The 20,249-nt window shown below is 40.9% G+C and carries 20 protein-coding genes, 1 tRNA gene and 1 rRNA gene; 16 read left to right on the top strand and 6 right to left on the bottom strand.

All coding sequences use genetic code 11. From position 1 onward, the window contains the following. Positions 1 to 15 precede the first annotated feature (15 nt). Positions 16 to 1,107, bottom strand: coding sequence for an alpha/beta fold hydrolase (locus AC4CU2_RS09195; RefSeq protein WP_490768689.1), 1,092 nt, complete (start codon positions 1,105 to 1,107; stop codon positions 16 to 18). A 142-nt stretch (positions 1,108 to 1,249) separates the two neighbouring features. Here AC4CU2_RS09195 and AC4CU2_RS09190 point away from each other — a divergent pair, with 142 nt between their 5' ends. The 9 genes from AC4CU2_RS09190 to trpB all read left to right on the top strand — a co-directional run bounded on the left by AC4CU2_RS09190 (position 1,250) and on the right by trpB (position 8,926). Further along, the gene (locus AC4CU2_RS09190; protein ID WP_490768688.1) at positions 1,250 to 2,437 is read left to right on the top strand and encodes an O-succinylhomoserine sulfhydrylase; all 1,188 of its coding nucleotides are present in this window, start codon (positions 1,250 to 1,252) and stop codon (positions 2,435 to 2,437) included. Between the two features lie 28 nt (positions 2,438 to 2,465). Continuing rightward, entirely contained in the window at positions 2,466 to 2,795 is a 330-nt protein-coding gene (locus AC4CU2_RS09185) for a YbaB/EbfC family nucleoid-associated protein (RefSeq protein WP_004697049.1), read from the top strand. A gap of 16 nt (positions 2,796 to 2,811) precedes the next feature. Next, positions 2,812 to 3,408, top strand: a complete 597-nt coding sequence (gene recR / locus AC4CU2_RS09180) for a recombination mediator RecR (RefSeq protein WP_490768687.1) — start codon at positions 2,812 to 2,814, stop codon at positions 3,406 to 3,408. 205 nt (positions 3,409 to 3,613) lie between these two features. Then, the gene (locus AC4CU2_RS09175) at positions 3,614 to 4,756 is read left to right on the top strand and encodes a ribonuclease D (RefSeq protein ID WP_490768686.1); all 1,143 of its coding nucleotides are present in this window, start codon (positions 3,614 to 3,616) and stop codon (positions 4,754 to 4,756) included. Positions 4,757 to 4,885: 129 nt separating this feature from the next. Next, positions 4,886 to 5,194, top strand: a complete 309-nt coding sequence (locus tag AC4CU2_RS09170; protein ID WP_490768685.1) for a YcgL domain-containing protein — start codon at positions 4,886 to 4,888, stop codon at positions 5,192 to 5,194. A gap of 22 nt (positions 5,195 to 5,216) precedes the next feature. Then, the gene (locus AC4CU2_RS09165) at positions 5,217 to 5,600 is read left to right on the top strand and encodes a hypothetical protein (protein WP_336000658.1); all 384 of its coding nucleotides are present in this window, start codon (positions 5,217 to 5,219) and stop codon (positions 5,598 to 5,600) included. A gap of 22 nt (positions 5,601 to 5,622) precedes the next feature. After that, positions 5,623 to 6,474, top strand: coding sequence for an AAA family ATPase (locus tag AC4CU2_RS09160; RefSeq protein WP_004697065.1), 852 nt, complete (start codon positions 5,623 to 5,625; stop codon positions 6,472 to 6,474). Between the two features lie 13 nt (positions 6,475 to 6,487). Next, positions 6,488 to 7,675 (top strand): vWA domain-containing protein, encoded by a 1,188-nt coding sequence (locus AC4CU2_RS09155; RefSeq protein WP_005401232.1) that lies wholly within the window; start codon positions 6,488 to 6,490, stop codon positions 7,673 to 7,675. A 42-nt stretch (positions 7,676 to 7,717) separates the two neighbouring features. Further along, the gene (gene trpB / locus AC4CU2_RS09150) at positions 7,718 to 8,926 is read left to right on the top strand and encodes a tryptophan synthase subunit beta (RefSeq protein ID WP_490768684.1); all 1,209 of its coding nucleotides are present in this window, start codon (positions 7,718 to 7,720) and stop codon (positions 8,924 to 8,926) included. A gap of 133 nt (positions 8,927 to 9,059) precedes the next feature. Here the strand turns inward: trpB and AC4CU2_RS09145 are convergent, their stop codons facing one another. From AC4CU2_RS09145 to AC4CU2_RS09135, 3 genes are all read right to left on the bottom strand, one after another. Beyond that, complete coding sequence (locus AC4CU2_RS09145; RefSeq protein ID WP_005401235.1) at positions 9,060 to 9,491, bottom strand: CBS domain-containing protein; 432 nt, start codon at positions 9,489 to 9,491, stop codon at positions 9,060 to 9,062. Positions 9,492 to 9,622: 131 nt separating this feature from the next. Next, a complete protein-coding gene (locus AC4CU2_RS09140; RefSeq protein ID WP_005401236.1) occupies positions 9,623 to 10,003 on the bottom strand; it encodes a DUF2750 domain-containing protein in 381 nt (126 codons plus the stop codon). 140 nt (positions 10,004 to 10,143) lie between these two features. Beyond that, the gene (locus AC4CU2_RS09135; protein WP_004697075.1) at positions 10,144 to 10,377 is read right to left on the bottom strand and encodes an SEL1-like repeat protein; all 234 of its coding nucleotides are present in this window, start codon (positions 10,375 to 10,377) and stop codon (positions 10,144 to 10,146) included. A gap of 217 nt (positions 10,378 to 10,594) precedes the next feature. Here AC4CU2_RS09135 and AC4CU2_RS09130 point away from each other — a divergent pair, with 217 nt between their 5' ends. Beyond that, entirely contained in the window at positions 10,595 to 10,954 is a 360-nt protein-coding gene (locus tag AC4CU2_RS09130; RefSeq protein WP_004697078.1) for a hypothetical protein, read from the top strand. A gap of 377 nt (positions 10,955 to 11,331) precedes the next feature. Here AC4CU2_RS09130 and AC4CU2_RS09125 read toward each other — a convergent pair whose 3' ends face one another. Together AC4CU2_RS09125 and AC4CU2_RS09120 are read right to left on the bottom strand one after the other, a co-directional pair. Then, on the bottom strand, positions 11,332 to 12,924 hold the full coding sequence (locus AC4CU2_RS09125; protein ID WP_279692280.1) for a M16 family metallopeptidase: 1,593 nt from the start codon (positions 12,922 to 12,924) through the stop codon (positions 11,332 to 11,334). Next, on the bottom strand, positions 12,924 to 14,303 hold the full coding sequence (locus AC4CU2_RS09120; RefSeq protein ID WP_279692279.1) for a M16 family metallopeptidase: 1,380 nt from the start codon (positions 14,301 to 14,303) through the stop codon (positions 12,924 to 12,926). The genes AC4CU2_RS09125 and AC4CU2_RS09120 overlap by 1 nt, the downstream gene beginning before the upstream one ends. Positions 14,304 to 14,498: 195 nt before the next feature. Here AC4CU2_RS09120 and ftsY point away from each other — a divergent pair, with 195 nt between their 5' ends. The 6 genes from ftsY to AC4CU2_RS09090 all read left to right on the top strand — a co-directional run bounded on the left by ftsY (position 14,499) and on the right by AC4CU2_RS09090 (position 20,214). Continuing rightward, positions 14,499 to 15,605 (top strand): signal recognition particle-docking protein FtsY, encoded by a 1,107-nt coding sequence (gene ftsY / locus AC4CU2_RS09115; RefSeq protein WP_005401241.1) that lies wholly within the window; start codon positions 14,499 to 14,501, stop codon positions 15,603 to 15,605. Between the two features lie 194 nt (positions 15,606 to 15,799). Continuing rightward, positions 15,800 to 16,486 (top strand): nitroreductase family protein, encoded by a 687-nt coding sequence (locus AC4CU2_RS09110; RefSeq protein WP_490768683.1) that lies wholly within the window; start codon positions 15,800 to 15,802, stop codon positions 16,484 to 16,486. Between the two features lie 172 nt (positions 16,487 to 16,658). Beyond that, on the top strand, positions 16,659 to 17,252 hold the full coding sequence (locus tag AC4CU2_RS09105) for a nitroreductase family protein (RefSeq protein WP_004984621.1): 594 nt from the start codon (positions 16,659 to 16,661) through the stop codon (positions 17,250 to 17,252). A 197-nt stretch (positions 17,253 to 17,449) separates the two neighbouring features. Then, positions 17,450 to 18,112, top strand: coding sequence for a DUF2057 family protein (locus AC4CU2_RS09100; protein WP_005401243.1), 663 nt, complete (start codon positions 17,450 to 17,452; stop codon positions 18,110 to 18,112). Positions 18,113 to 18,538: 426 nt separating this feature from the next. After that, positions 18,539 to 20,076: ribosomal RNA gene (locus tag AC4CU2_RS09095) — 16S ribosomal RNA — on the top strand. A 61-nt stretch (positions 20,077 to 20,137) separates the two neighbouring features. Continuing rightward, positions 20,138 to 20,214 (top strand) — tRNA-Ile (locus tag AC4CU2_RS09090). Positions 20,215 to 20,249: the final 35 nt, after the last annotated feature.

Here is a 20,249-nt window from a genome sequence, read left to right as displayed (position 1 = left end):
GTCAAACCTTAGTATTTAAATTTTACTTGAACGTTCACTTAACCACTGAGCCAGTTGTGGCCAAAATTCATCGGCACTACGCTTACTCGACATCAGTCCTAAATGTCCCCCTGGGATAAGAGTAAACGTGACATCGGTGCTACTTGTCAATTGGGTTAATGGCTGAGCTGCCTCTGCTGTAACGAGTTGGTCTGTTGTGCCTGCAGCCACAAGCAATGAGCACTGTATATTTTTTAAAGCTATGCTTTTCTCATTTAATGTGATTAGTCCAGTTTTGAGTGGATTACGCAGCCAAACATTAAAAAGCATGTCTTGATTGATGCCGCCAGGATAATCAATCATACGATTGAGAAAACCGCCGATGGTGGCATGCTCATACAAGGCTTCATGGTCATCTAAATTAAGCAGTAGATTCTTATGACTTTGAAACCAGCCAATAGGATCAATGATTTTAAAACCAAAAGTATTTAACCCTCCAGAGGTATGAAGCAGACGCTTCGGTATTTTGCCCTGATAAATTTGCTGTTGTATTGCTTTGCTTTTTGAAATGATTCGATTGAGATATGCAAAGAACTGGCCATTTCGCCCAGATTTATAACTGTCAATTGGACTCCCTAAAACCATTAAATTTTTCACAAAATTGGGTTGATGTAAGGCGGTATACAAGGTCACGAAAATGCCAGCCATACTCCAACCATGCAGAGAAATTTGCTCGCTATCACTATGTTTTAAAATGCTTTGTATACAGAGTGGAATATAATGATCAATAAACGTCAGAAAGTTAAAATGACGGTTATGAATATTTAATTTCCCCCAATCAATCACATATACGGCAAAACCTTGCTGTTGGAAGTACTTCACCAGTGAGCGATAAGGATAAAGGTCGTAAATAGACATATTGATGGCTAGCGGGACCACAAAAACTAAGGGTTCTTTATACTTACGCACTTCAGGCGCGTAATAGCGAATTTGGGTCAGATCAAATGTTTCAATCACTTCATAAGGTGTGCTTTGTGACAAAATGAGTGACTTTCCATTAAAAATGCGCGTAGAAAGATTCTTTAATTTATTTTGATGTGTTGAAATTTTAGTTTTTAAAGCGTGCATATAGGTCTTAGATCTCAAATAAGCAGAAAGTTTGATCGAAGTCTAATCAATATTCGCGTATTTTACCTTGACCTTAAATAGCCTAGACGCTCAAAATGTTGGCAATTCTTTACAAAGGCAGTCCGTCGACTGAACCAGAGCCATGAGCCTACAAGACGAATTTGAATACCAATTAGATACCTTAGCCATTCGTACTGGGCATACGCGTAGTTTCGAGGGAGAACATGGCGAACCTATCTTTCTAACTTCATCATTTGTCTATGAAAATGCAGCAGAGGCCGCAGCAAAATTTTCAGGTCAAGAGCCAGGGAACATCTACTCGCGTTTTACCAACCCAACTGTTGCAATGTTTGAAAAACGCCTTGCAGCTTTAGAAGGTGCAGAACGGACAGTGGCAACCAGTTCAGGTATGGCCGCAATTATGGCCGTGGCAATGTCGTTTTTAAAACTAGGCGATCATGTGATTTGTTCACGTGCGGTATTTGGTTCGACCGTATCTTTGTTTGAAAAATATGTGGCTAAGTTTGGTGTAACTGTCGACTTTGTCGATTTAACAGATTTAGATGCATGGAAAAATGCCGTTAAGCCTGAAACTAAATTACTCTTTGTTGAGTCTCCGTCGAATCCTTTGGCTGAAGTGGCAGACGTTCAAGCACTTGCTGATATCGCACATGCCAATGGCGCACTTTTAGCGATTGATAATAGTTTTTGTACACCCGTTTTGCAGCGTCCAATTGAGTTTGGTGCGGACTTGGTGATTTATTCAGCGACGAAGTATTTGGACGGTCAAGGTCGTGCTCTTGGTGGTGCAGTAGTGGGTAGTTATAAACTACTCGAAGAAGTGTTTGGTTATGTGCGTACTACAGGGCCTTCAATGAGTCCTTTCAATGCATGGGTATTTTTAAAAGGCTTAGAGACTTTACGTTTACGTATGCGTGAGCACTCAGCAAGTGCGCAAAAGCTGGCAGAATTCTTAAATACACACCCGAAAGTCGAAAAAGTGTATTACGCAGGTTTACCAGAGCATATTGGGCATGAACTTGCAGCGACGCAACAAACAGGCTTTGGTGGGATCGTTTCTTTTGAAGTGAAAGGCGAGCGCGAAGGGGCTTGGACTGTTATTGACAATACTCAGTTTATTTCAATTACAGGCAACTTGGGCGATGCCAAATCGACCATTACCCATCCTGCAACGACTACCCATGGCAAACTTTCACCAGAAGCGAAACAAGCCGCAGGAATTCGTGAAGGTTTAATTCGTGTTTCTGTTGGTTTAGAAGATATTGATGATATTATTCGCGATATCACACGTGGTTTAGACTTAATCTAATTTTTTAATTTTATGTTCGGAGATTTTAATGAACATTAATATGTTAATGCAGCAAGCTCAACGCATGCAAAAAGACATGGAAAGCAACATTAAAAAAGCTAAAGAAGAGCTTGCGCAAACTGAAGTGCATGCTGAAGCTGGTGGTGGTTTGGTTAAAGTGACGATGACTTGCCGTAATGTGGTAAAACGTATCGAAATCAATCCTGAATTATTGCAAGATGATGCAGATATGATTGAGGACTTAATTGCTGCGGCAATGAATGATGCTGCACGTCAAGCCGAAGTAATCACTGAAGAGCGTATGAAAGCTGCGAACTCAGGTGCAGGCTTACCGCCGGGTCTTGCTGGTTTATTCTAATTAAGGAATACGTATAGTGTTTAGCGATCGTTTTGATCAATTGGTACAAGCTTTACGTATTTTGCCAAGTGTTGGGCCGAAATCGGCTCAGCGCATGGCGCTTCATCTGATTATGAAAAATCGTGAAGGGGCTGTGGGTCTTGCACATGCTTTGAACGAAGCCACTAGCTATATTCACGAATGCAGTTTGTGCCACTCACTGACTGAAAACGAAGTTTGTGATATTTGCGTCTCGCATGAACGTGACGATCAACTACTTTGTGTGGTTGAGTCTCCCGCAGATGTGATGGCGATTGAGCAAAGTGGCAGTTTCCGTGGTAAGTACCATGTATTAGGTGGGCATTTATCTCCACTTGATGGTATTGGGCCTGAAGAGATCGGCATTCCTTATCTAATCCAGCGTTTAGGCGATGGTAAAATAACAGAAGTGATTTTGGCGACCAATGCAACGGTAGAAGGTCAGGCCACAGCGCACTATTTGGTCGAGGCAACGAAACATTTACCGATCCAAATGACGCGCATTGCACAAGGCGTACCACAGGGTGGTGAACTTGAATATGTCGATAGCCATACCTTAAGCCAAGCTGTACATAATAGAATGCGAATGAAATAAGTATTTCGATACTTGTTTCATTTTTTAGTTGAGCTACAAGATTGAAATCTTGAGTAAGATAAAAAAATATTAATTTGAATCTAGTTGTATAAAAAAATCACAAAAAACGCCAAATAATTAAAAAACCCTTAGAAATCTTGATAGCTAAATGATCTTATTCAGGTAAGATAGCCCAAAGAGCATCTAGCATTAGACGCAGTAGGATATGTTTCAGTTTATTCAGCAGCAACAAGACTTAACACCAGTCTTAGAAAAAATGGATCGTAACGAAGTCTATGGACTCGATACAGAATTCATCAAAGTCGATACCTTATGGCCAAAGTTAGGCGTATTTCAAATCAATGTCGAAAACAATGTCTATTTACTCGATGGTACGACACTCGATTTATCTGAATTTTGGAATAAACTTTTTCGCGCACAACAAAATGTCTTTCATGCATGTAGTGAAGATATCGACCTGATTTATCACTATGCACAGCATAAAACCTTAAACAATGTATTTGATACCCAAGTGGGCATGTCATTTTTAGGACATGGTCTACAAGTCAGCTATCAAAATGCCCTGAAACAAATGTTGGATGTCGATATCGATAAAGGGGAAACGCGCTCAAACTGGTTGGCACGTCCATTAAGCCCTGCACAATTGAGCTATGCGGCAAACGATGTGCTGTACTTAATGAATCTCTCAGAAAAAGTTAAACAAGAACTAGATTCAAAGTCACTCTTAAACTTTGCACTTGAGGACTGTAAGCATCTGACGCAAGAAATCGCGACAGAAACGCCTTTGCATTTACTCTATCAAGATATTGGTAACTATCGACATTCACGTCGTCAGTTAATGCAGTTACAGCAGTTGGCTGTATGGCGTGAACACATGGTGAAAGCTTTAAATACACCACGTAGTTTCATTTTGAAAAACTCAAGCATGATTGATTTGGTTGAGAAAAATCCGAAAAATGCGTTTCAGTTATCGGGTGTAAAAGACATACGTCAAAATGTTGTCCGTGAGCACGGCAAAACCATTTTAGATTTGGTGAAGTTCTTGCCTGAGCAAGCAGATTGGCCACTACGTATGGCACGTCCGATCCGTCATTCTTCAAAAGATGTGGGAGAGAAGATTGATCACTTAATTCAAAATGTGGTCAATGAAACCAGTATTCCTAAAGAAGTATTGATGCGCAAAAAGTGGATGAACGCGCTGCATCAACATGTGGTTTTTCATAATGATGAGCAAGACTTGCCTGATTATTTATTAGGTTGGCGCTATGATTTGTTAACCCAACCTTTAATTCAACTCCTACGCCGTGATGAAAGCTATCTTTCGACGCAAATGAAAGTCATGGATTAATAATTAGTCAATTGGTCTGAAGTTTGAATATTTATACAAAATCACGACTGATGCGTTAATCATGACTAATGTCAGCTGCTTTTATTTGATGTATCCTGTGGCTTGAGTTATTTGAGTGCTGTTTTAGATATGCAATGTTCTATTTATAAATCAAGCAAAAAAGATGAAATGTATCTTTATATTGCTTGTCCAACTGAAGCTGATCAAGCCGCTGAAGATTCTAGCCCATTGAATGTTTTACCTGAAGCTGTTCGTGTTGCATTTGGTCGAGCGACTTTTGTGATGTCATTAGAGCTGAGTGAAGCGCGTAAATTGGCCCGTGTAAATATATTGCATGTCATGGATTCGATTCAAACTCAAGGCTTCTTCCTACAAATGCCGCCAGAAGGATTAATCAATCCGAACGCTGCGGCACCAGAAGGCCTTCGTGGCGCATAAAGCATAATTCAGGAGTTGCACCGTGGATAGTTTTCTTTCAATGCTCGATTCAATTCCTGAAGACAGTATTGCTGTCACAGTTTACCTTTTGGGCAGTTTGCTGATTTTGTGGTGTTGGTATTCCATTGCTACACGCCTGCCAAAGCTGTTGGGTGGTATCACATGGATGATGATCTTTGCCATTTTATTGACGCCAACGGTTTCCGAAGGGCCAAATTCATCGATTGCACCGGCTATTTTTGGCTTGCTTTTTGGTGTGTTAACGAAAGAATCAGCACTCATTTGGTCAAATTTGTCACTGATTCTCTTTGTCATGGGTGTGGGGCTTGTGATCGGTTTCTTTTGGTCAAAATATGTGGCTAATAAAACCAAAGTAGTTGTCAATAACAATCATTCACCGCTGTAATTAATAAAAATAAGGTTTAATCATGTCTGTTGAAACACAACAATTTACGGGTACAGATCAGTACATCGCTACCGATAGTTTAAAACTTGCTGTAAAAGCTGCACGTAGCTTACAAAAGCCTTTATTGGTCAAAGGTGAGCCAGGTACGGGTAAAACTTTACTGGCTGAACAAGTGGCTGAAAGCTTAGGCTTAAAATTGTTGACTTGGCACATTAAGTCAACCACAAAAGCCCAGCAAGGTTTATATGAGTATGACGCGGTTTCACGTCTACGTGACAGCCAACTGGGTGACGACCGTGTTTATGACATTAAAAACTATATTAAACCAGGTAAATTGTGGGAAGCGTTCACCAGTGAAGAACGTTGTGTTTTATTGATTGATGAAATTGATAAGGCGGACATTGAGTTTCCAAACGACTTGTTGCATGAATTGGATAAGATGTCTTTCTATGTCTATGAGACGGGCGAAACCATTACTGCATCACAACGTCCTATTGTGATTATTACTTCAAATAATGAAAAAGAACTTCCAGATGCATTCTTGCGTCGTTGTTTCTTCCATTATATTGAATTTCCAGATGATGCAACTATGCGTGAAATTATTGATGTTCATTTTCCGCAAATTTCAACGGCATTGGTCAATGAAGCATTACAAGTTTTCTTCAAATTACGTCAAGTTCCGGGTCTAAAAAAACCACCATCAACTTCTGAATTGATTGACTGGTTAAGCTTGCTCATGGCTGATGATATGCCAGAAGATGTACTGCGTAATCATGATAAGTCTAAAGCCATTCCACCTTTATATGGCGCACTCATTAAAAACGAACAAGATGTACAGTTGCTTGAACGTTTAGCCTTCATGTCCCGTCGCTAAAGGAGAAACACGCATGTTTGTGCGCTTGTTTTATACCTTACGAAAATACGGTGTTCCCGTCTCGACGCGTGAACTAATCGATCTGAATGAAGCTGTTGCTTCAGGTTTGGTCTTTGCCGATCAAGAAGAGTTCTATCAACTCGCCAAAACCATTATGGTGAAAGATGAACGCTTCTTTGACAAATTTGACCGAGGGATGAAAGACTACTTTGATGGCATTTCAACTTTTGATTTAGATGATTTACTCAATAAAGTTCAAAAGTTACCGAAAGACTGGTTTGATTTGGAACTCTTAGAAAAGCATCTAAGCCCTGAGCAGCGTGAAGAATTAAAGAAAGCGGGTTCATTAGAAGAACTCATGAAAATGCTGGAAGAGCGCTTACGTGAACAGCATAAGAAACATCAGGGTGGAAACAAGATGATCGGCACTGGAGGAACGTCTCCATTTGGTGCTTATGGTGATCATCCTGAAGGGGTGCGTATTGGTGGGCCAGGACGTAAACGTTCTGCTGTAAAAGTTTGGGAACAACGTAAATATCAGAATTTGGATGATGATCAAATTCTCGGGACGCGCCAAATGCAAATGGCATTGCGTCGTTTGCGTAAATTTGCCAGACAAGGTGCGGCTGAAGAGTTAGACATCGACGGTACAATTCGTGAAACAGCGAAGCAAGGCATACTCGATGTGCAGCTCGTGCCTGAACGTCGTAATCGTATTAAGGTGCTGATGTTGTTTGATGTGGGTGGATCAATGGATTCACACATTGCACAATGCGAAAAACTGTTTAGTGCGGCGAAAACTGAGTTTAAAACTTTAGAGTATTTCTATTTCCATAACTGTTTATATGACTATGTTTGGAAAGACAATGTACGCCGCTCAAGTACCCGTATGAATACGTGGGATTTATTCAATACCTATGGACGCGACTATCGTGTAATTGTGGTTGGAGATGCCTCTATGGCACCTTATGAACTCAATTCTGTGGGTGGTTCAGTTGAATATATGAATGATGAAGCAGGCAATGTCTGGCTACAGCGCTTACGCAATCATTTTGAAAAAACAGCATGGTTGAACCCAGAAGAAGACCGTTATTGGCATTACACTCATACGATTGGTTTGATTAAGCAAATTTTTGAAGACCATATGTACCCAATGACCCTCAAAGGCGTTGAGGATATGACTAAGTATTTAGCACGATAAAGCTGGAAAGAAAGCACATTTTAAGAATAAGGATCATAAAAAATGGATCATCAAATTAATGGTATTGCTTTGCCTAATGAAGCAGGCTTTTTTGGGAAATATGGTGGTCAGTTTATTCCACCTCACTTAAAAGCGGCAATGGATGACATTAAAGTCGCTTACGAGCAAATTCGTGTAACAGAAGAATTTCAAACTGAACTTGCTGAACTGTTTGCACACTATGTTGGTCGTCCAAGTCCGTTGTTTTATGCAAAACGGTTATCTGAACAGTTGGGCGGGGCGCAGATCTATCTTAAACGTGAAGACTTAAACCACACAGGCGCACATAAAATTAATCACTGTTTGGGTGAAGCGCTGCTTGCAAAATATATGGGTAAAACCAAAGTGATTGCAGAAACGGGGGCAGGCCAACACGGCGTTGCATTAGCAACAGCCTGTGCTTTGGTCGGGATTCCGTGTGAAATTCATATGGGGCAGGTGGATATTGAAAAAGAACATCCCAATGTCGTCAAAATGAGAATCCTTGGAGCAACACTCATTTCAGTGACACGTGGTACTGCAACATTGAAAGATGCTGTGGACAGTGCTTTTGAAGAGTATTTAAAAGATCCAACCCATTATATCTATGCTATTGGTTCGGTTGTTGGGCCACATCCATTTCCAATGATGGTGCGCGACTTCCAGTCGATTATTGGTAAAGAAATTAAAGAACAAACCCATGAGCGCTTTGGTGCGAACCCAGATTATGTGGTTGCATGTGTCGGTGGCGGTTCAAATGCTATGGGGGCTTTCACCGCATTTTTGAACGATGCAGATGTGAAACTGATTGGTGTCGAACCAGCAGGTCATGGTCTAGATACTGACATGCACTCGGCAACCTTAACTTTAGGTAAACCAAGTCAGATTCATGGTATGGCGTGTTATGTACTTGAAAATGATCAAGGTGAACCGTTACCAGTACACTCAATTGCTTCAGGTTTAGATTATCCTGGTGTCGGGCCACAGCACAGTCTACTGAAAGACTTGGGTCGTGTCGAATACACTACAGCGACTGATCAAGAGTGCTTGGATGCGTTTATGCGGTTGTCGCGAGTTGAAGGAATTGTACCTGCGCTTGAAAGTTCACATGCTGTGGCGTGGGTGCTTCGTGAAGCTCCAAAGTTGGCCAAAGATATTAAAATTGTGGTGAATGTATCTGGTCGTGGCGACAAAGATGCAGACTATGTCGCTGCAAAATTAGGTCTGAACTAAGTTTTAAGCCTTTCATAGTTATATAAAAATCCCTGCTTAGTGCAGGGATTTTTATATGGTTTCAACTTTATTTTTTATCATTAGTAGCCAATGCTGAGTATACGTTCATTATTGAACACCTCACCATTAAAACTTAACCTGAAATATACTGTTGTAGTTGCTCAATCAGTTTCTTTTGATCATCCATTGCCGCTTTCACCAAGTCACCAATAGAAATGAGTCCCAATAATTTATCTTGTTCAACCACGGGCAAGTGACGTAGATGGCGATCTGTCATAAGGTCTAAACATTCTTCAACCGTAACTGCTGTTGTGACCGTCAGTACTTTTGCTGTCATAATTTCATTGACTGTGGTTTGCTTTGAAGTACGTTCCATCAACATGACTTTGCGCATGTAGTCACGTTCGGACAATATACCTACAACGCGTTCTTCGTGTGTGACCACAAGTGCACCAATGCCTTTATCTGCCATAAGTGAAATTGCTTCAAAAACGGTGGCTTCAGGGCTGATGGTGTAGATTGCTTGATGTACTTTATCTTTTAATACTTGAGCAACATTGGTCATAGGGCATATCCTCGGTTGTGGTTATTGTTTTATATTTAAATTAGCGCGATTTAAAAAAAAAGCAAATACTTTACAGTCATAGCTCTCAATAAAATAATAAGTTCATTGAGCTTTATTGTTCTTAATGGGCCTTAAGCTGGTGCTAGAATATGGTCATTGAAGAAAAAGTGACGCATTTGAGACGTACTGAGCTTCATGCGCTTTGTGCCATTACATAGCGCAGGGGTGACTTTTAAGCGTGACAGAGTAGGCAATAATGCGCTTTGGAAATCCTGCGGCGTGATTTTTTTAGGAATATAGTTTGGCCAGTGCAATTGAGCATATTGGTGTGCGTGTAAACCATTGAGCCAAAAGGGGAAAACATAGTCATCGTGATCTGAGGTCATCGCCCAGCCTTGCTGTTCAGCGTTGTAAAGCCCCCAAAGAATACCGCAGTACATCATGCCTCTTAGAATATTGATTTTTAAATATAAATGATTTGAAATCGGTTGTAGTTTCAAAATTTTGTACATAGCGTTATGTCATTAAGGAACATGACGCTATTTTAAATAATTAAGATGAAAGTTCAGTGTAAGCTTTGCATAACTATGTAAATAAATATGTCATATCAAAATGTTAGGCTTAAAAAAAACGCCACCTAGGTGACGTTTTATTATGCTTTCATGGTGGCAAGCTGTTGCCAGTATTGTGCTTTAAGCGAGTCGCGCTCTACGCGGAAACCTTGATAATAAAGTTCTGCCAAAAATAGTGCTGCTTTACCGTGACCAGCGCGTGCAACGCTTTCTAACTGTTGTACTGCTTCTACGAAGTTCATTTGTGATTGAATGGTGTTTACTGCATCCGCATACGCATGTTCTAAGTCATGATGAGAGATTTGTTGAATCATATTAAGCTCCTTATTCTAATTATGATCACTTAAAGGTAATTTTACCTTTAGATATAAATATCACGCTAATGTTAAATATTTATTACAAATTGCTGGAATTGTCAAATATATTGTCGAGTATTCTTCATCTTATTTTGTTTACATGATTAAACAATGAACAATCAAAAGATTGAATATGATAATAAAACAGGAAACTGTATTTTATAAGGAGAATAACATGACAAATACATTAGACGGTTTTGATTTTGATATGCCTCCAACTGTTTCTCAAATTGTAGCGTTGGCGCAATATCACCGAACGCTATTAGATGAAGCAGTTTTCCATCAAGAAATTCATCTTGGGGATTTTTGTTTGGCACAACGTAAACGAGTTTATGATTTCACACGTCAGCTTGATGAAAATCAACGGGCTGATTTTTATGAAACATACAATGGGGAGCTAAGACGTATTGCCGATGACGATCCTGCACACCCTGCAGATGCAGAAAATGGTGTTGGGGCTTTCGCCATTATGATTGCATTGGGGGTAATTGCCTTGGTGCTCTATTTTGCAGTTATTCGTAGCATTGTTGGTTAGACTTTTGCTTTACAAACAATCTGACTTGCTGAAATTATGTCCTCTTTAGCATTAATGGGGGGCATTTTTCAGCATTTCAACTTGTGATTATGCAATTCGCTACTTACACTAGTTTCACTAGAGGTAGGTTATGCACATTGCGATCCAAAAAATTCTTAAATTAAAATCACAGATTACGCTTGTACAAATTTATAATGGTCTGATGGCATCGATCATTATGCTTATTGTCATTTTATCGAGTATTGCCTTATCTCGACCCATTTCTCCAAGCCAATTTGAAAATGTAAGTCGCTTATCTCATCAAGCGACTTTCCCAGAAACACAAGAGATGGCACAAGATCTGGTTTTGGAAAACCAGATTTCCTATATTGATTACTTTAGATTAATGCAGGCTCATCAGTTTGAACAGAATCGGGCGAAGCAGCTTCCGGCATTGGCTCCGGAGGTTCAATAATCGCAGGAATTTGATCAGGATGCGGTATGCTTTGCTTAATGTTCGGATCAAGATTCAATTCTAAAATATGTCGAAGTTGCTCTTTATCTAAGGCGTTACTGACAATCACAAGGGTAAGACTCTCAGGGTGAATGTGTTTACGTATTGCATTTTGGACATCTAAAGGCGTGATTGTAGCTAAACGTTTTGGGTAGTCTGCTAAATAATTCGCATCTTGCTGATAAAACCCTATAGAGCCGAGTTGTGCATTGATGTTTGCATTGCTGCTATAGCTGTTAGGTAGGCTGCGTAACATACCGGCTTTAGTTTCTTCTAACTGCTGTGCATCAATTGGTTGATGGACAAAGTCAACTAGGGCTTTATGCGCCACTTGTATGCTGTCCATGAGCTGATCTTGCTGGGTTGAATAACTTAGACTAAAACTTCCAGCCGCTTGACTAAATGTAAAAGCACTGTTTGCTCCATAGGTGTATCCACGTTTAACGCGTAGTTCTTTCATTAAAATGGAGCTAAATCCACCCCCACCCAACATACGGTTAGCCAGTTCGAGTGCTAAACGATCCGGATCATCCCGCGTGGTTGATAGATGTCCCATGGTGACGTGGGCTTGAGTTGAATTAAATACAATATGTTGAATATCAAAGTTAGGTTTATCTTGTGGTACAGCAAGTGGCTTTGCTTCTTTACCTTGCGGAAGGGCTGCACTTATTCGTTCAGCCAGTTTCTGCGCTTGTTTAACACTGAGTTGGCCTGTCAGTGCAATATTCATATTTTGACTAACCAGAAATTCATCTCTGAATTTTTTTAAGTGCTGAGTCGTAATTTTTTTAATACTGCCATTGGTTCCCGTAATCGGTTCCGCATAAGGGTGTGAACCGTAGAGCGCACGATAGAAACGAATGCTCATCAATCGACTCGGGCTCTCTTTCAATTGCTTCTGACCTACTTGAGTATTGCTCACCATCAAACTAATACTGTTATTTTTAAAAGTAGAGTCTTTTAATACTTCAAGCATCGTACTTACCGCAGCATCTAGTTTTTTAGGGTCAGACAACGAACGCAGTCGAACCACAAACATGTCACGGTGTGCAGCTACACTAAAACGAGCCCCGACTTGTTCAAAGGCATTCGCGATTTCAACTGCATCACGTTGCGTAGTGCCTTCATCGATGAGTTGTGCCGCCATATTGGCAACGCCATATAGTCCTTTTTCTACTTCTATATCTCGTGCAGAGCCTGCATTAAAGGTAAGTTGAATATCCACCATAGGTAAGGCGGGTGACTCAACAAATAGACTTCGAACTTTGTATTTGTTTTTAAGTTCATGTACATGTGGTGCTGTATAAAGGTCGCTAGTTTGAACTTGTTTTAAGCTTTGTAGAGAAGCAATAGACTGTAATGTACGTGGGTCATCATTGCTAACACTACTTGTACTTACATCTGCAATTACATTGGTAGTGCAAAAAGCAGACATGGTAATAAATAGCAGGCGAAAGGCGGTCTTTTGATTTTTCATTATTTTGCGGCCTTCTTTTCTGGTTGAAGGTACAACGTACTTAAGTTATCTCTGATAAAAGCAGTTTGAGCAACGTGCTGAATATCTTCAGGTGTAACCGCTTCAAAATGCTGTGGAAGCTGATCCATCAGTCGATAATTCAAGCCATTCACGGCTAAGTTTCCAATCATCTTTGCTTGCCCGATAATGTCATCTTGACCATAAATTAAGTTTGCAACAAAGCGTGTGCTAATCCGTTCAAGCTCTTGTGGTTGAACAAGTTCTGTTTTGAGTCGCTCAATTTCATATTCAATGGCTTTTTGTAGCTCAGGAAGTTCCACGCCAGTGACTGGAAGTGCAGAGATACTAAACAAACTGTCTCCACGGTTATAGGGGTCATAACTGACACTCAGTGCGGTCGCTAATTTTTTGTCGCGTACAAGGCGTTGTTGTAATCGAGAGCTGATCCCGCTATCTAACAAGCTTCGAATAAGTGTGAGCGCGTAAACATTTTCTGGATTGCTTGCTGTTGCAAGCGATTTGACATTCCAAGCCATATATAAATTTGGCACCTCAACATTGGTATTTTGCTCCATATGACGGTAGCCAACGTTCTCAAACTCAGTCACATCATTGCGTACAGGTGTTGGATGGCTTTTGATGTCACCAAAGTATTTTTGAACTTGTCTGAGGGCGGATTCTGCATTGACATCACCCACAATCACCAAGATCGCATTGTTTGGGCTATACCATTTTTGATACCACTGCTTCACGTCATCTAGACTTATATTTTGCAAGTGTTTCATGTGGCCAATGACGGGTTGACGATAGTGACTCGTGGGATACGAAATCCATTTGAAACGTTCGAAAGCGAGTGAGCGGGGGTTGTCATCGGTACGCAGGCGTCGCTCTTCCATCACCACTTTAATTTCAGGGTCAAAGTCTTGTTTCCGTAGTAAGAGATTGCGCATACGATCCGCTTCAAGCTCTAAAGCCATCGGAAAGTAAGTTTTGGGATAAAGCTGATAGTAATTGGTGTAATTGGTAAATGTTGCGGCATTTACTGTACCGCCATAAATTCGACTTAAGCGACTGAATTCGTCATTGGGGACTTTGGATGTGCCTTTAAACATCATATGTTCCAGTACGTGCGAAATACCCGTTATATTTCCAGACTCATCAGTGCTACCGACTTTGTACCAAATTTGGGTCATGACCATCGGGGAGCGGTGATCTTCACGGATAATCACCTGTAAGCCATTGCTTAAAGTGGTTTCAAAACTACTGCGGGTAAGTTCGCTGCGTATTTGTGCATGGGTGGTAATAGGTAAACAAAGTAGAGTTAAACCCAGTGCAACTAAACTTTTTTTATAAGAATGCGTGACTAATAAGTGATGCATATAAAATTTGGGCTCAGGTTGAAGTGAAGTTAAAGCATTTCAATAAATAACCATTCTTAAGAAAAATGCGAAGTAGATCAAGCGCCAGAAGTATTGATTTGTTAAGTGTTTACATAAAGTATTGTTGCTAAGCGAAAGCCTATCTTTTATGGTAGAATCCGTCTTTTTTAACGCAGTGCTTTTCAAGGATTCGGCATGCAACAGCAATCTAATGAGCAGAACAAATTTTTGATTGATGCTGATATCGGGGATGACGATGTCACACTACCAAGTTTACCTGTGGTCAATGTGCCAATCGTTGAAACAAAAGAGCAAACAGTGGTTAATCCAGTCATTGTGACTGAAACAAGCTCAGAAGAAACAGAAGCATCTGAACGGGGTGGTTTCTTTAGCCGAATGAAAGTCGGGTTGACCAAAACTCGTAAAAACCTTGCCGATGGTATGGTCAATATTTTGATCGGTGGTAAGGAAATTGATGACGAACTGCTTGAAGAGGTTGAAGAGCAGCTTTTGGTCGCAGACATCGGTGTTGATGCAACGAAAACCATTATTACCAACTTAACTGAACGTACTGCACGTGGCGATTTAATTTACTCGCACTCACTATATAAAGCACTTCAGGAAGAGTTGGTGGCTTTACTAGCACCACGTGTGAAACCTTTACATATCGATCCGAATAAAACACCTTATGTGATTTTGGTGGTGGGTGTAAACGGTGTGGGTAAAACCACAACCATTGGTAAATTGGCAAAACGCTTACAAGGTGAAGGCAAGAAAGTGATGCTTGCTGCGGGGGACACTTTCCGTGCGGCGGCGACCGAACAGCTTCAAATTTGGGGTGAACGTAATAATATTGCCGTAGTCGCACAAGGCCATGGCGCTGACAGCGCTTCTGTCATTTTCGATGCGTTTGAAAGTGCGCGTGCGAAAGGTGTTGATGTCTTGATTGCAGATACCGCAGGTCGTTTACATAACAAAGGGCATCTCATGCAAGAGTTGACCAAAGTAAAACGTGTCATGCAAAAAATCGATGCGACTGCGCCACACGAAGTTATGTTGGTGGTCGATGCAGGAACAGGTCAAAATGCGATTAATCAAGTAGAAATGTTTGATGAGGCAGTTGGTTTGACAGGCCTGACGATTACCAAACTCGACGGCACTGCGAAAGGTGGTGTACTATTTAATATTGCCAGTCGTACGCATGTTCCAATTCGCTTCATTGGTGTCGGCGAGAAAATTGACGACTTACGTCCTTTCTCTGCAAAATCCTTTGTTGCTGCTTTGTTCGAAACAGAGAAATAAGACTCAACAATACTGTTTTTAAAGTGTTAGATCAGTCACATAAACTCCGCTAAATGCGGAGTTTATTTTTTGATTCAATTTGTTTGTTTTAAAAACAAACATTTAGAAATCACGTAATGAATATAAGTGATTCTCCTGAGATTACACTAGTACCTAACACAATAGGCATCACTGTACATTTTGGGGAACACGGTATGGTTTTATTACATAAAATTGGACAAGTTCTAACAACGGATTTAACCAAAGACTTAAAATTTAAAAGAAATCACGAAGAAGACCTAAAACAAACCACATTTATCGATCAACTAAAAAAGCGACGTAGTATTTATGTTTTAGGGAAGCGTGTGCACTTAAGTCAGGTGTATTTAGCTGAATTGATCCAAGAGGCCGTGCGAAGTTGTCCTTCGGCACATAATTCACAAAGTACTTGTATTGTGATTTTAATGGGCGATTCACATCATCACTTTTGGAATGTCGTAAAAGAAGTGCAGCGCAAGTTAGTCCCCGCGCATATTTTTGCTGGTGCAGAATTCAAGGTTGATCAATGCTCGGCAGGATTTGGTACAGTTCTATTCTATGAAGATCAGCAGATCATTCAACAATTACAAAAGAAAATTCCTTTTGATGCGGCAGAATTTCCAGTTTGGTCAGAGCAAGTTTCTGGTATGGCCCAATATGCTGTATGGACTTGTTTAGCAGATGCGGGTTTGGGTGCGTCATTACAACATTATAACCCGAGTATTGATGCTGACATTTCAAAGGTTTTTGAGATTCCAAAACATTGGCTGTTACGTGCGCAATTGGTCTTTGGTTCGATAGAAGAAAAAGTCGCTGAAAAAGAACATTATAAAGATGAAGAGCGCTTTATGATCTATGCATAATGAGACGGAATAATCTGTAGTGGTTTCTAGATCAAGTTTTGTAATGTTATGGCATATTGTTCTATTTTTAAGACACTATGTCGCTGAATTAAGCATGTTCAAATTTGAAATTATAGCTATGATGAATATGAATCACATATAACAAGATCGTGAGATCGCTGAGGAAAATAATATGTCATTTTTAGACCACATCAAACAACGTCGTACCATTTATGCTGTTGGTAAAAATGTAGCATTAACACCAGAACAAATTGAATCTGTAATTAAAGAAGCGGTAAATCACAGTCCTTCTGCATTTAACTCACAGACTTCTCGTATTGTGACTTTGTTTGGTGAGTCGCATTTACAGTTTTGGAATGTGGTGCGTGAAACTTTACGTAAAATTGTTCCAGACGCTGCTTTTGAAGGCACAAATGCAAAAATTAATAGCTTTGCTGCAGGCTATGGTACGGTTTTATTTTATGAAGACCAAGATGTTGTAAAATCATTGCAGGAACAATTTGCGCTTTATGCAGATAATTTCCCAGTTTGGTCTGAACATTCTTCTGCAATTGCTCAATTTGCCGTATGGACTGCGTTATCTGAACAAAATATTGGTGCGTCATTACAGCATTACAATCCAATCGTAGATGCTGAGATTGCAGAGATCTTCGATATCCCTGCGAATTGGAAACTTCGTGCACAACTTGTTTTTGGTTCGATTGAAGCGCCTGCGGGTGAAAAAACATTTATGGCGGAAGCGGATCGCTTTAAAACATTCAATTAATCGCTAGTCATTAAAATGAAAAAGAGCAGAGTAGATCTGCTCTTTTTTTGTTTAAGGATTTATCTTTAAAATATCAAAGCTTAGCAATATATATTGTAGTTGCGAATTGGTTCTAAGCTCAGAAATTGTCATAAAATTGTCATTTATACACTGCATAGTGCAACTAAACTTTAATAAACCATCGATAGAGTGTAAAAATGACCTTACGCATAACCCTTGCAACAGCAGCATTGATGTTGAGTACTTCAGTATTTTCAGCGGTGACTATTACTGCTCCAGAGGAAATAAAAATTGAAGGCTTAAATGGGCAAGAGGTTAAGAGTCGTTTATTCAGTTCTGACAATAAATATAATATTGATGCTGGTGAAAATATTATCAGTGTTCGCTATACCCAGTTTTTTGAAGAGCATCCGGGTATTGGCTCACACGATATTGTTCGCTCAGGGATTGTAAATATTAAGACCCCAATTTTACAAGACCAACAGTCTTACCGTTTGGCACTGATCAATCCTCCGCAAAACCATGATGATGCCAAAGCTTATGCTAAGCAGCCGATCTTTGGTCTATACAATGCCAAAAATCAGTTACTGGTTGAGCAAAAGGGCAGTAAAACTCAAAATGCAGGCATTCTTCAAAATTTATTTAGCGATGCACCAACCGATCTAACTCAAAAAGCAACGACAGTGGTACAACCTGCACCGGTCTATACGTCACAAGCTGTTGTTGCGAAAGCTGGGACAGATAAACAAAAAGATTTAACAAGTTCTGGCAATGCTCAACAATTAATTAATACTTGGAAAAGTGCATCTAAATCTGAACGCCAAGCGTTTATGGCTTGGCTTGCTGAACAAGCACAGTAGCTGGTACATTCTAAAAAAAACAGCGTTAGCTGTTTTTTTTATTTAGATAGCGCATTTATATGGTGGATAACTTGATAATGTTGACCATAATTTAACCTAAAACGTATTTTTTGCTTTAAAAATAACCAGTCGAATGGTTTTTTTAAATTATTTATTTAAATGCTCTTGTGCTGCAAATAAAACTGTATAGAATACGCAGACACCAACGCAATGTAGTGAATAACTTAAAGCGAAGGTCTTGCTGATGACGAATCAGTAAGAAGATCATTAAGAGATTATGAAGAACAACTTGTGTGGATTTTTACTGATTGATCGATCGAAAATATTTCATTGATTGATGGTAAAAATTACTCGAAGTTTATTTGAGAAATATTTGTCAGAAAATTGATGAGCCAAGATTTGTAGCCATAAGCTACTAATGATTTTTAACTGAAGAGTTTGATCATGGCTCAGATTGAACGCTGGCGGCAGGCTTAACACATGCAAGTCGAGCGGGGTGATGTAGCTTGCTACATTACCTAGCGGCGGACGGGTGAGTAATGCTTAGGAATCTGCCTATTAGTGGGGGACAACATTCCGAAAGGAATGCTAATACCGCATACGCCCTACGGGGGAAAGCAGGGGATCTTCGGACCTTGCGCTAATAGATGAGCCTAAGTCAGATTAGCTAGTTGGTGGGGTAAAGGCCTACCAAGGCGACGATCTGTAGCGGGTCTGAGAGGATGATCCGCCACACTGGGACTGAGACACGGCCCAGACTCCTACGGGAGGCAGCAGTGGGGAATATTGGACAATGGGCGAAAGCCTGATCCAGCCATGCCGCGTGTGTGAAGAAGGCCTTTTGGTTGTAAAGCACTTTAAGCGAGGAGGAGGCTACTTAGATTAATACTCTAGGATAGTGGACGTTACTCGCAGAATAAGCACCGGCTAACTCTGTGCCAGCAGCCGCGGTAATACAGAGGGTGCGAGCGTTAATCGGATTTACTGGGCGTAAAGCGTGCGTAGGCGGCTTTTTAAGTCGGATGTGAAATCCCTGAGCTTAACTTAGGAATTGCATTCGATACTGGGAAGCTAGAGTATGGGAGAGGATGGTAGAATTCCAGGTGTAGCGGTGAAATGCGTAGAGATCTGGAGGAATACCGATGGCGAAGGCAGCCATCTGGCCTAATACTGACGCTGAGGTACGAAAGCATGGGGAGCAAACAGGATTAGATACCCTGGTAGTCCATGCCGTAAACGATGTCTACTAGCCGTTGGGGCCTTTGAGGCTTTAGTGGCGCAGCTAACGCGATAAGTAGACCGCCTGGGGAGTACGGTCGCAAGACTAAAACTCAAATGAATTGACGGGGGCCCGCACAAGCGGTGGAGCATGTGGTTTAATTCGATGCAACGCGAAGAACCTTACCTGGTCTTGACATAGTAAGAACTTTCCAGAGATGGATTGGTGCCTTCGGGAACTTACATACAGGTGCTGCATGGCTGTCGTCAGCTCGTGTCGTGAGATGTTGGGTTAAGTCCCGCAACGAGCGCAACCCTTTTCCTTATTTGCCAGCGGGTTAAGCCGGGAACTTTAAGGATACTGCCAGTGACAAACTGGAGGAAGGCGGGGACGACGTCAAGTCATCATGGCCCTTACGACCAGGGCTACACACGTGCTACAATGGTCGGTACAAAGGGTTGCTACCTAGCGATAGGATGCTAATCTCAAAAAGCCGATCGTAGTCCGGATTGGAGTCTGCAACTCGACTCCATGAAGTCGGAATCGCTAGTAATCGCGGATCAGAATGCCGCGGTGAATACGTTCCCGGGCCTTGTACACACCGCCCGTCACACCATGGGAATTTGTTGCACCAGAAGTAGGTAGTCTAACCGCAAGGAGGACGCTTACCACGGTGTGGCCGATGACTGGGGTGAAGTCGTAACAAGGTAGCCGTAGGGGAACCTGCGGCTGGATCACCTCCTTAACGAAAGATTGACGATTGGTAAGAATCCACAACAAGTTGTTCTTCATGACGATGTATCTGAGGGTCTGTAGCTCAGTTGGTTAGAGCACACGCTTGATAAGCGTGGGGTCACAAGTTCAAGTCTTGTCAGACCCACCAAATCTGACTAACAAGCATTATTAAATGCTGAATAC

The sequence above is a fragment of the Acinetobacter sp. 797_lipA genome (assembly GCF_058243025.1).
This window is presented reverse-complemented; position numbering and strand designations above follow the sequence as displayed.

Coding starts and splice junctions, on each gene's coding strand:
- AC4CU2_RS09195 (WP_490768689.1), bottom strand. CDS start 1,107: ATGCACGCTTTAAAAACTAAAATTTCAACACATCAAAATAAATTAAAG.
- AC4CU2_RS09190 (WP_490768688.1), top strand. CDS start 1,250: ATGAGCCTACAAGACGAATTTGAATACCAATTAGATACCTTAGCCATT.
- AC4CU2_RS09185 (WP_004697049.1), top strand. CDS start 2,466: ATGAACATTAATATGTTAATGCAGCAAGCTCAACGCATGCAAAAAGAC.
- AC4CU2_RS09175 (WP_490768686.1), top strand. CDS start 3,614: ATGTTTCAGTTTATTCAGCAGCAACAAGACTTAACACCAGTCTTAGAA.
- AC4CU2_RS09170 (WP_490768685.1), top strand. CDS start 4,886: ATGCAATGTTCTATTTATAAATCAAGCAAAAAAGATGAAATGTATCTT.
- AC4CU2_RS09160 (WP_004697065.1), top strand. CDS start 5,623: ATGTCTGTTGAAACACAACAATTTACGGGTACAGATCAGTACATCGCT.
- AC4CU2_RS09155 (WP_005401232.1), top strand. CDS start 6,488: ATGTTTGTGCGCTTGTTTTATACCTTACGAAAATACGGTGTTCCCGTC.
- trpB (WP_490768684.1), top strand. CDS start 7,718: ATGGATCATCAAATTAATGGTATTGCTTTGCCTAATGAAGCAGGCTTT.
- AC4CU2_RS09145 (WP_005401235.1), bottom strand. CDS start 9,491: ATGACCAATGTTGCTCAAGTATTAAAAGATAAAGTACATCAAGCAATC.
- AC4CU2_RS09140 (WP_005401236.1), bottom strand. CDS start 10,003: ATGTACAAAATTTTGAAACTACAACCGATTTCAAATCATTTATATTTA.
- AC4CU2_RS09135 (WP_004697075.1), bottom strand. CDS start 10,377: ATGATTCAACAAATCTCTCATCATGACTTAGAACATGCGTATGCGGAT.
- AC4CU2_RS09130 (WP_004697078.1), top strand. CDS start 10,595: ATGACAAATACATTAGACGGTTTTGATTTTGATATGCCTCCAACTGTT.
- AC4CU2_RS09125 (WP_279692280.1), bottom strand. CDS start 12,924: ATGAAAAATCAAAAGACCGCCTTTCGCCTGCTATTTATTACCATGTCT.
- AC4CU2_RS09120 (WP_279692279.1), bottom strand. CDS start 14,303: ATGCATCACTTATTAGTCACGCATTCTTATAAAAAAAGTTTAGTTGCA.
- ftsY (WP_005401241.1), top strand. CDS start 14,499: ATGCAACAGCAATCTAATGAGCAGAACAAATTTTTGATTGATGCTGAT.
- AC4CU2_RS09110 (WP_490768683.1), top strand. CDS start 15,800: ATGGTTTTATTACATAAAATTGGACAAGTTCTAACAACGGATTTAACC.
- AC4CU2_RS09105 (WP_004984621.1), top strand. CDS start 16,659: ATGTCATTTTTAGACCACATCAAACAACGTCGTACCATTTATGCTGTT.
- AC4CU2_RS09100 (WP_005401243.1), top strand. CDS start 17,450: ATGACCTTACGCATAACCCTTGCAACAGCAGCATTGATGTTGAGTACT.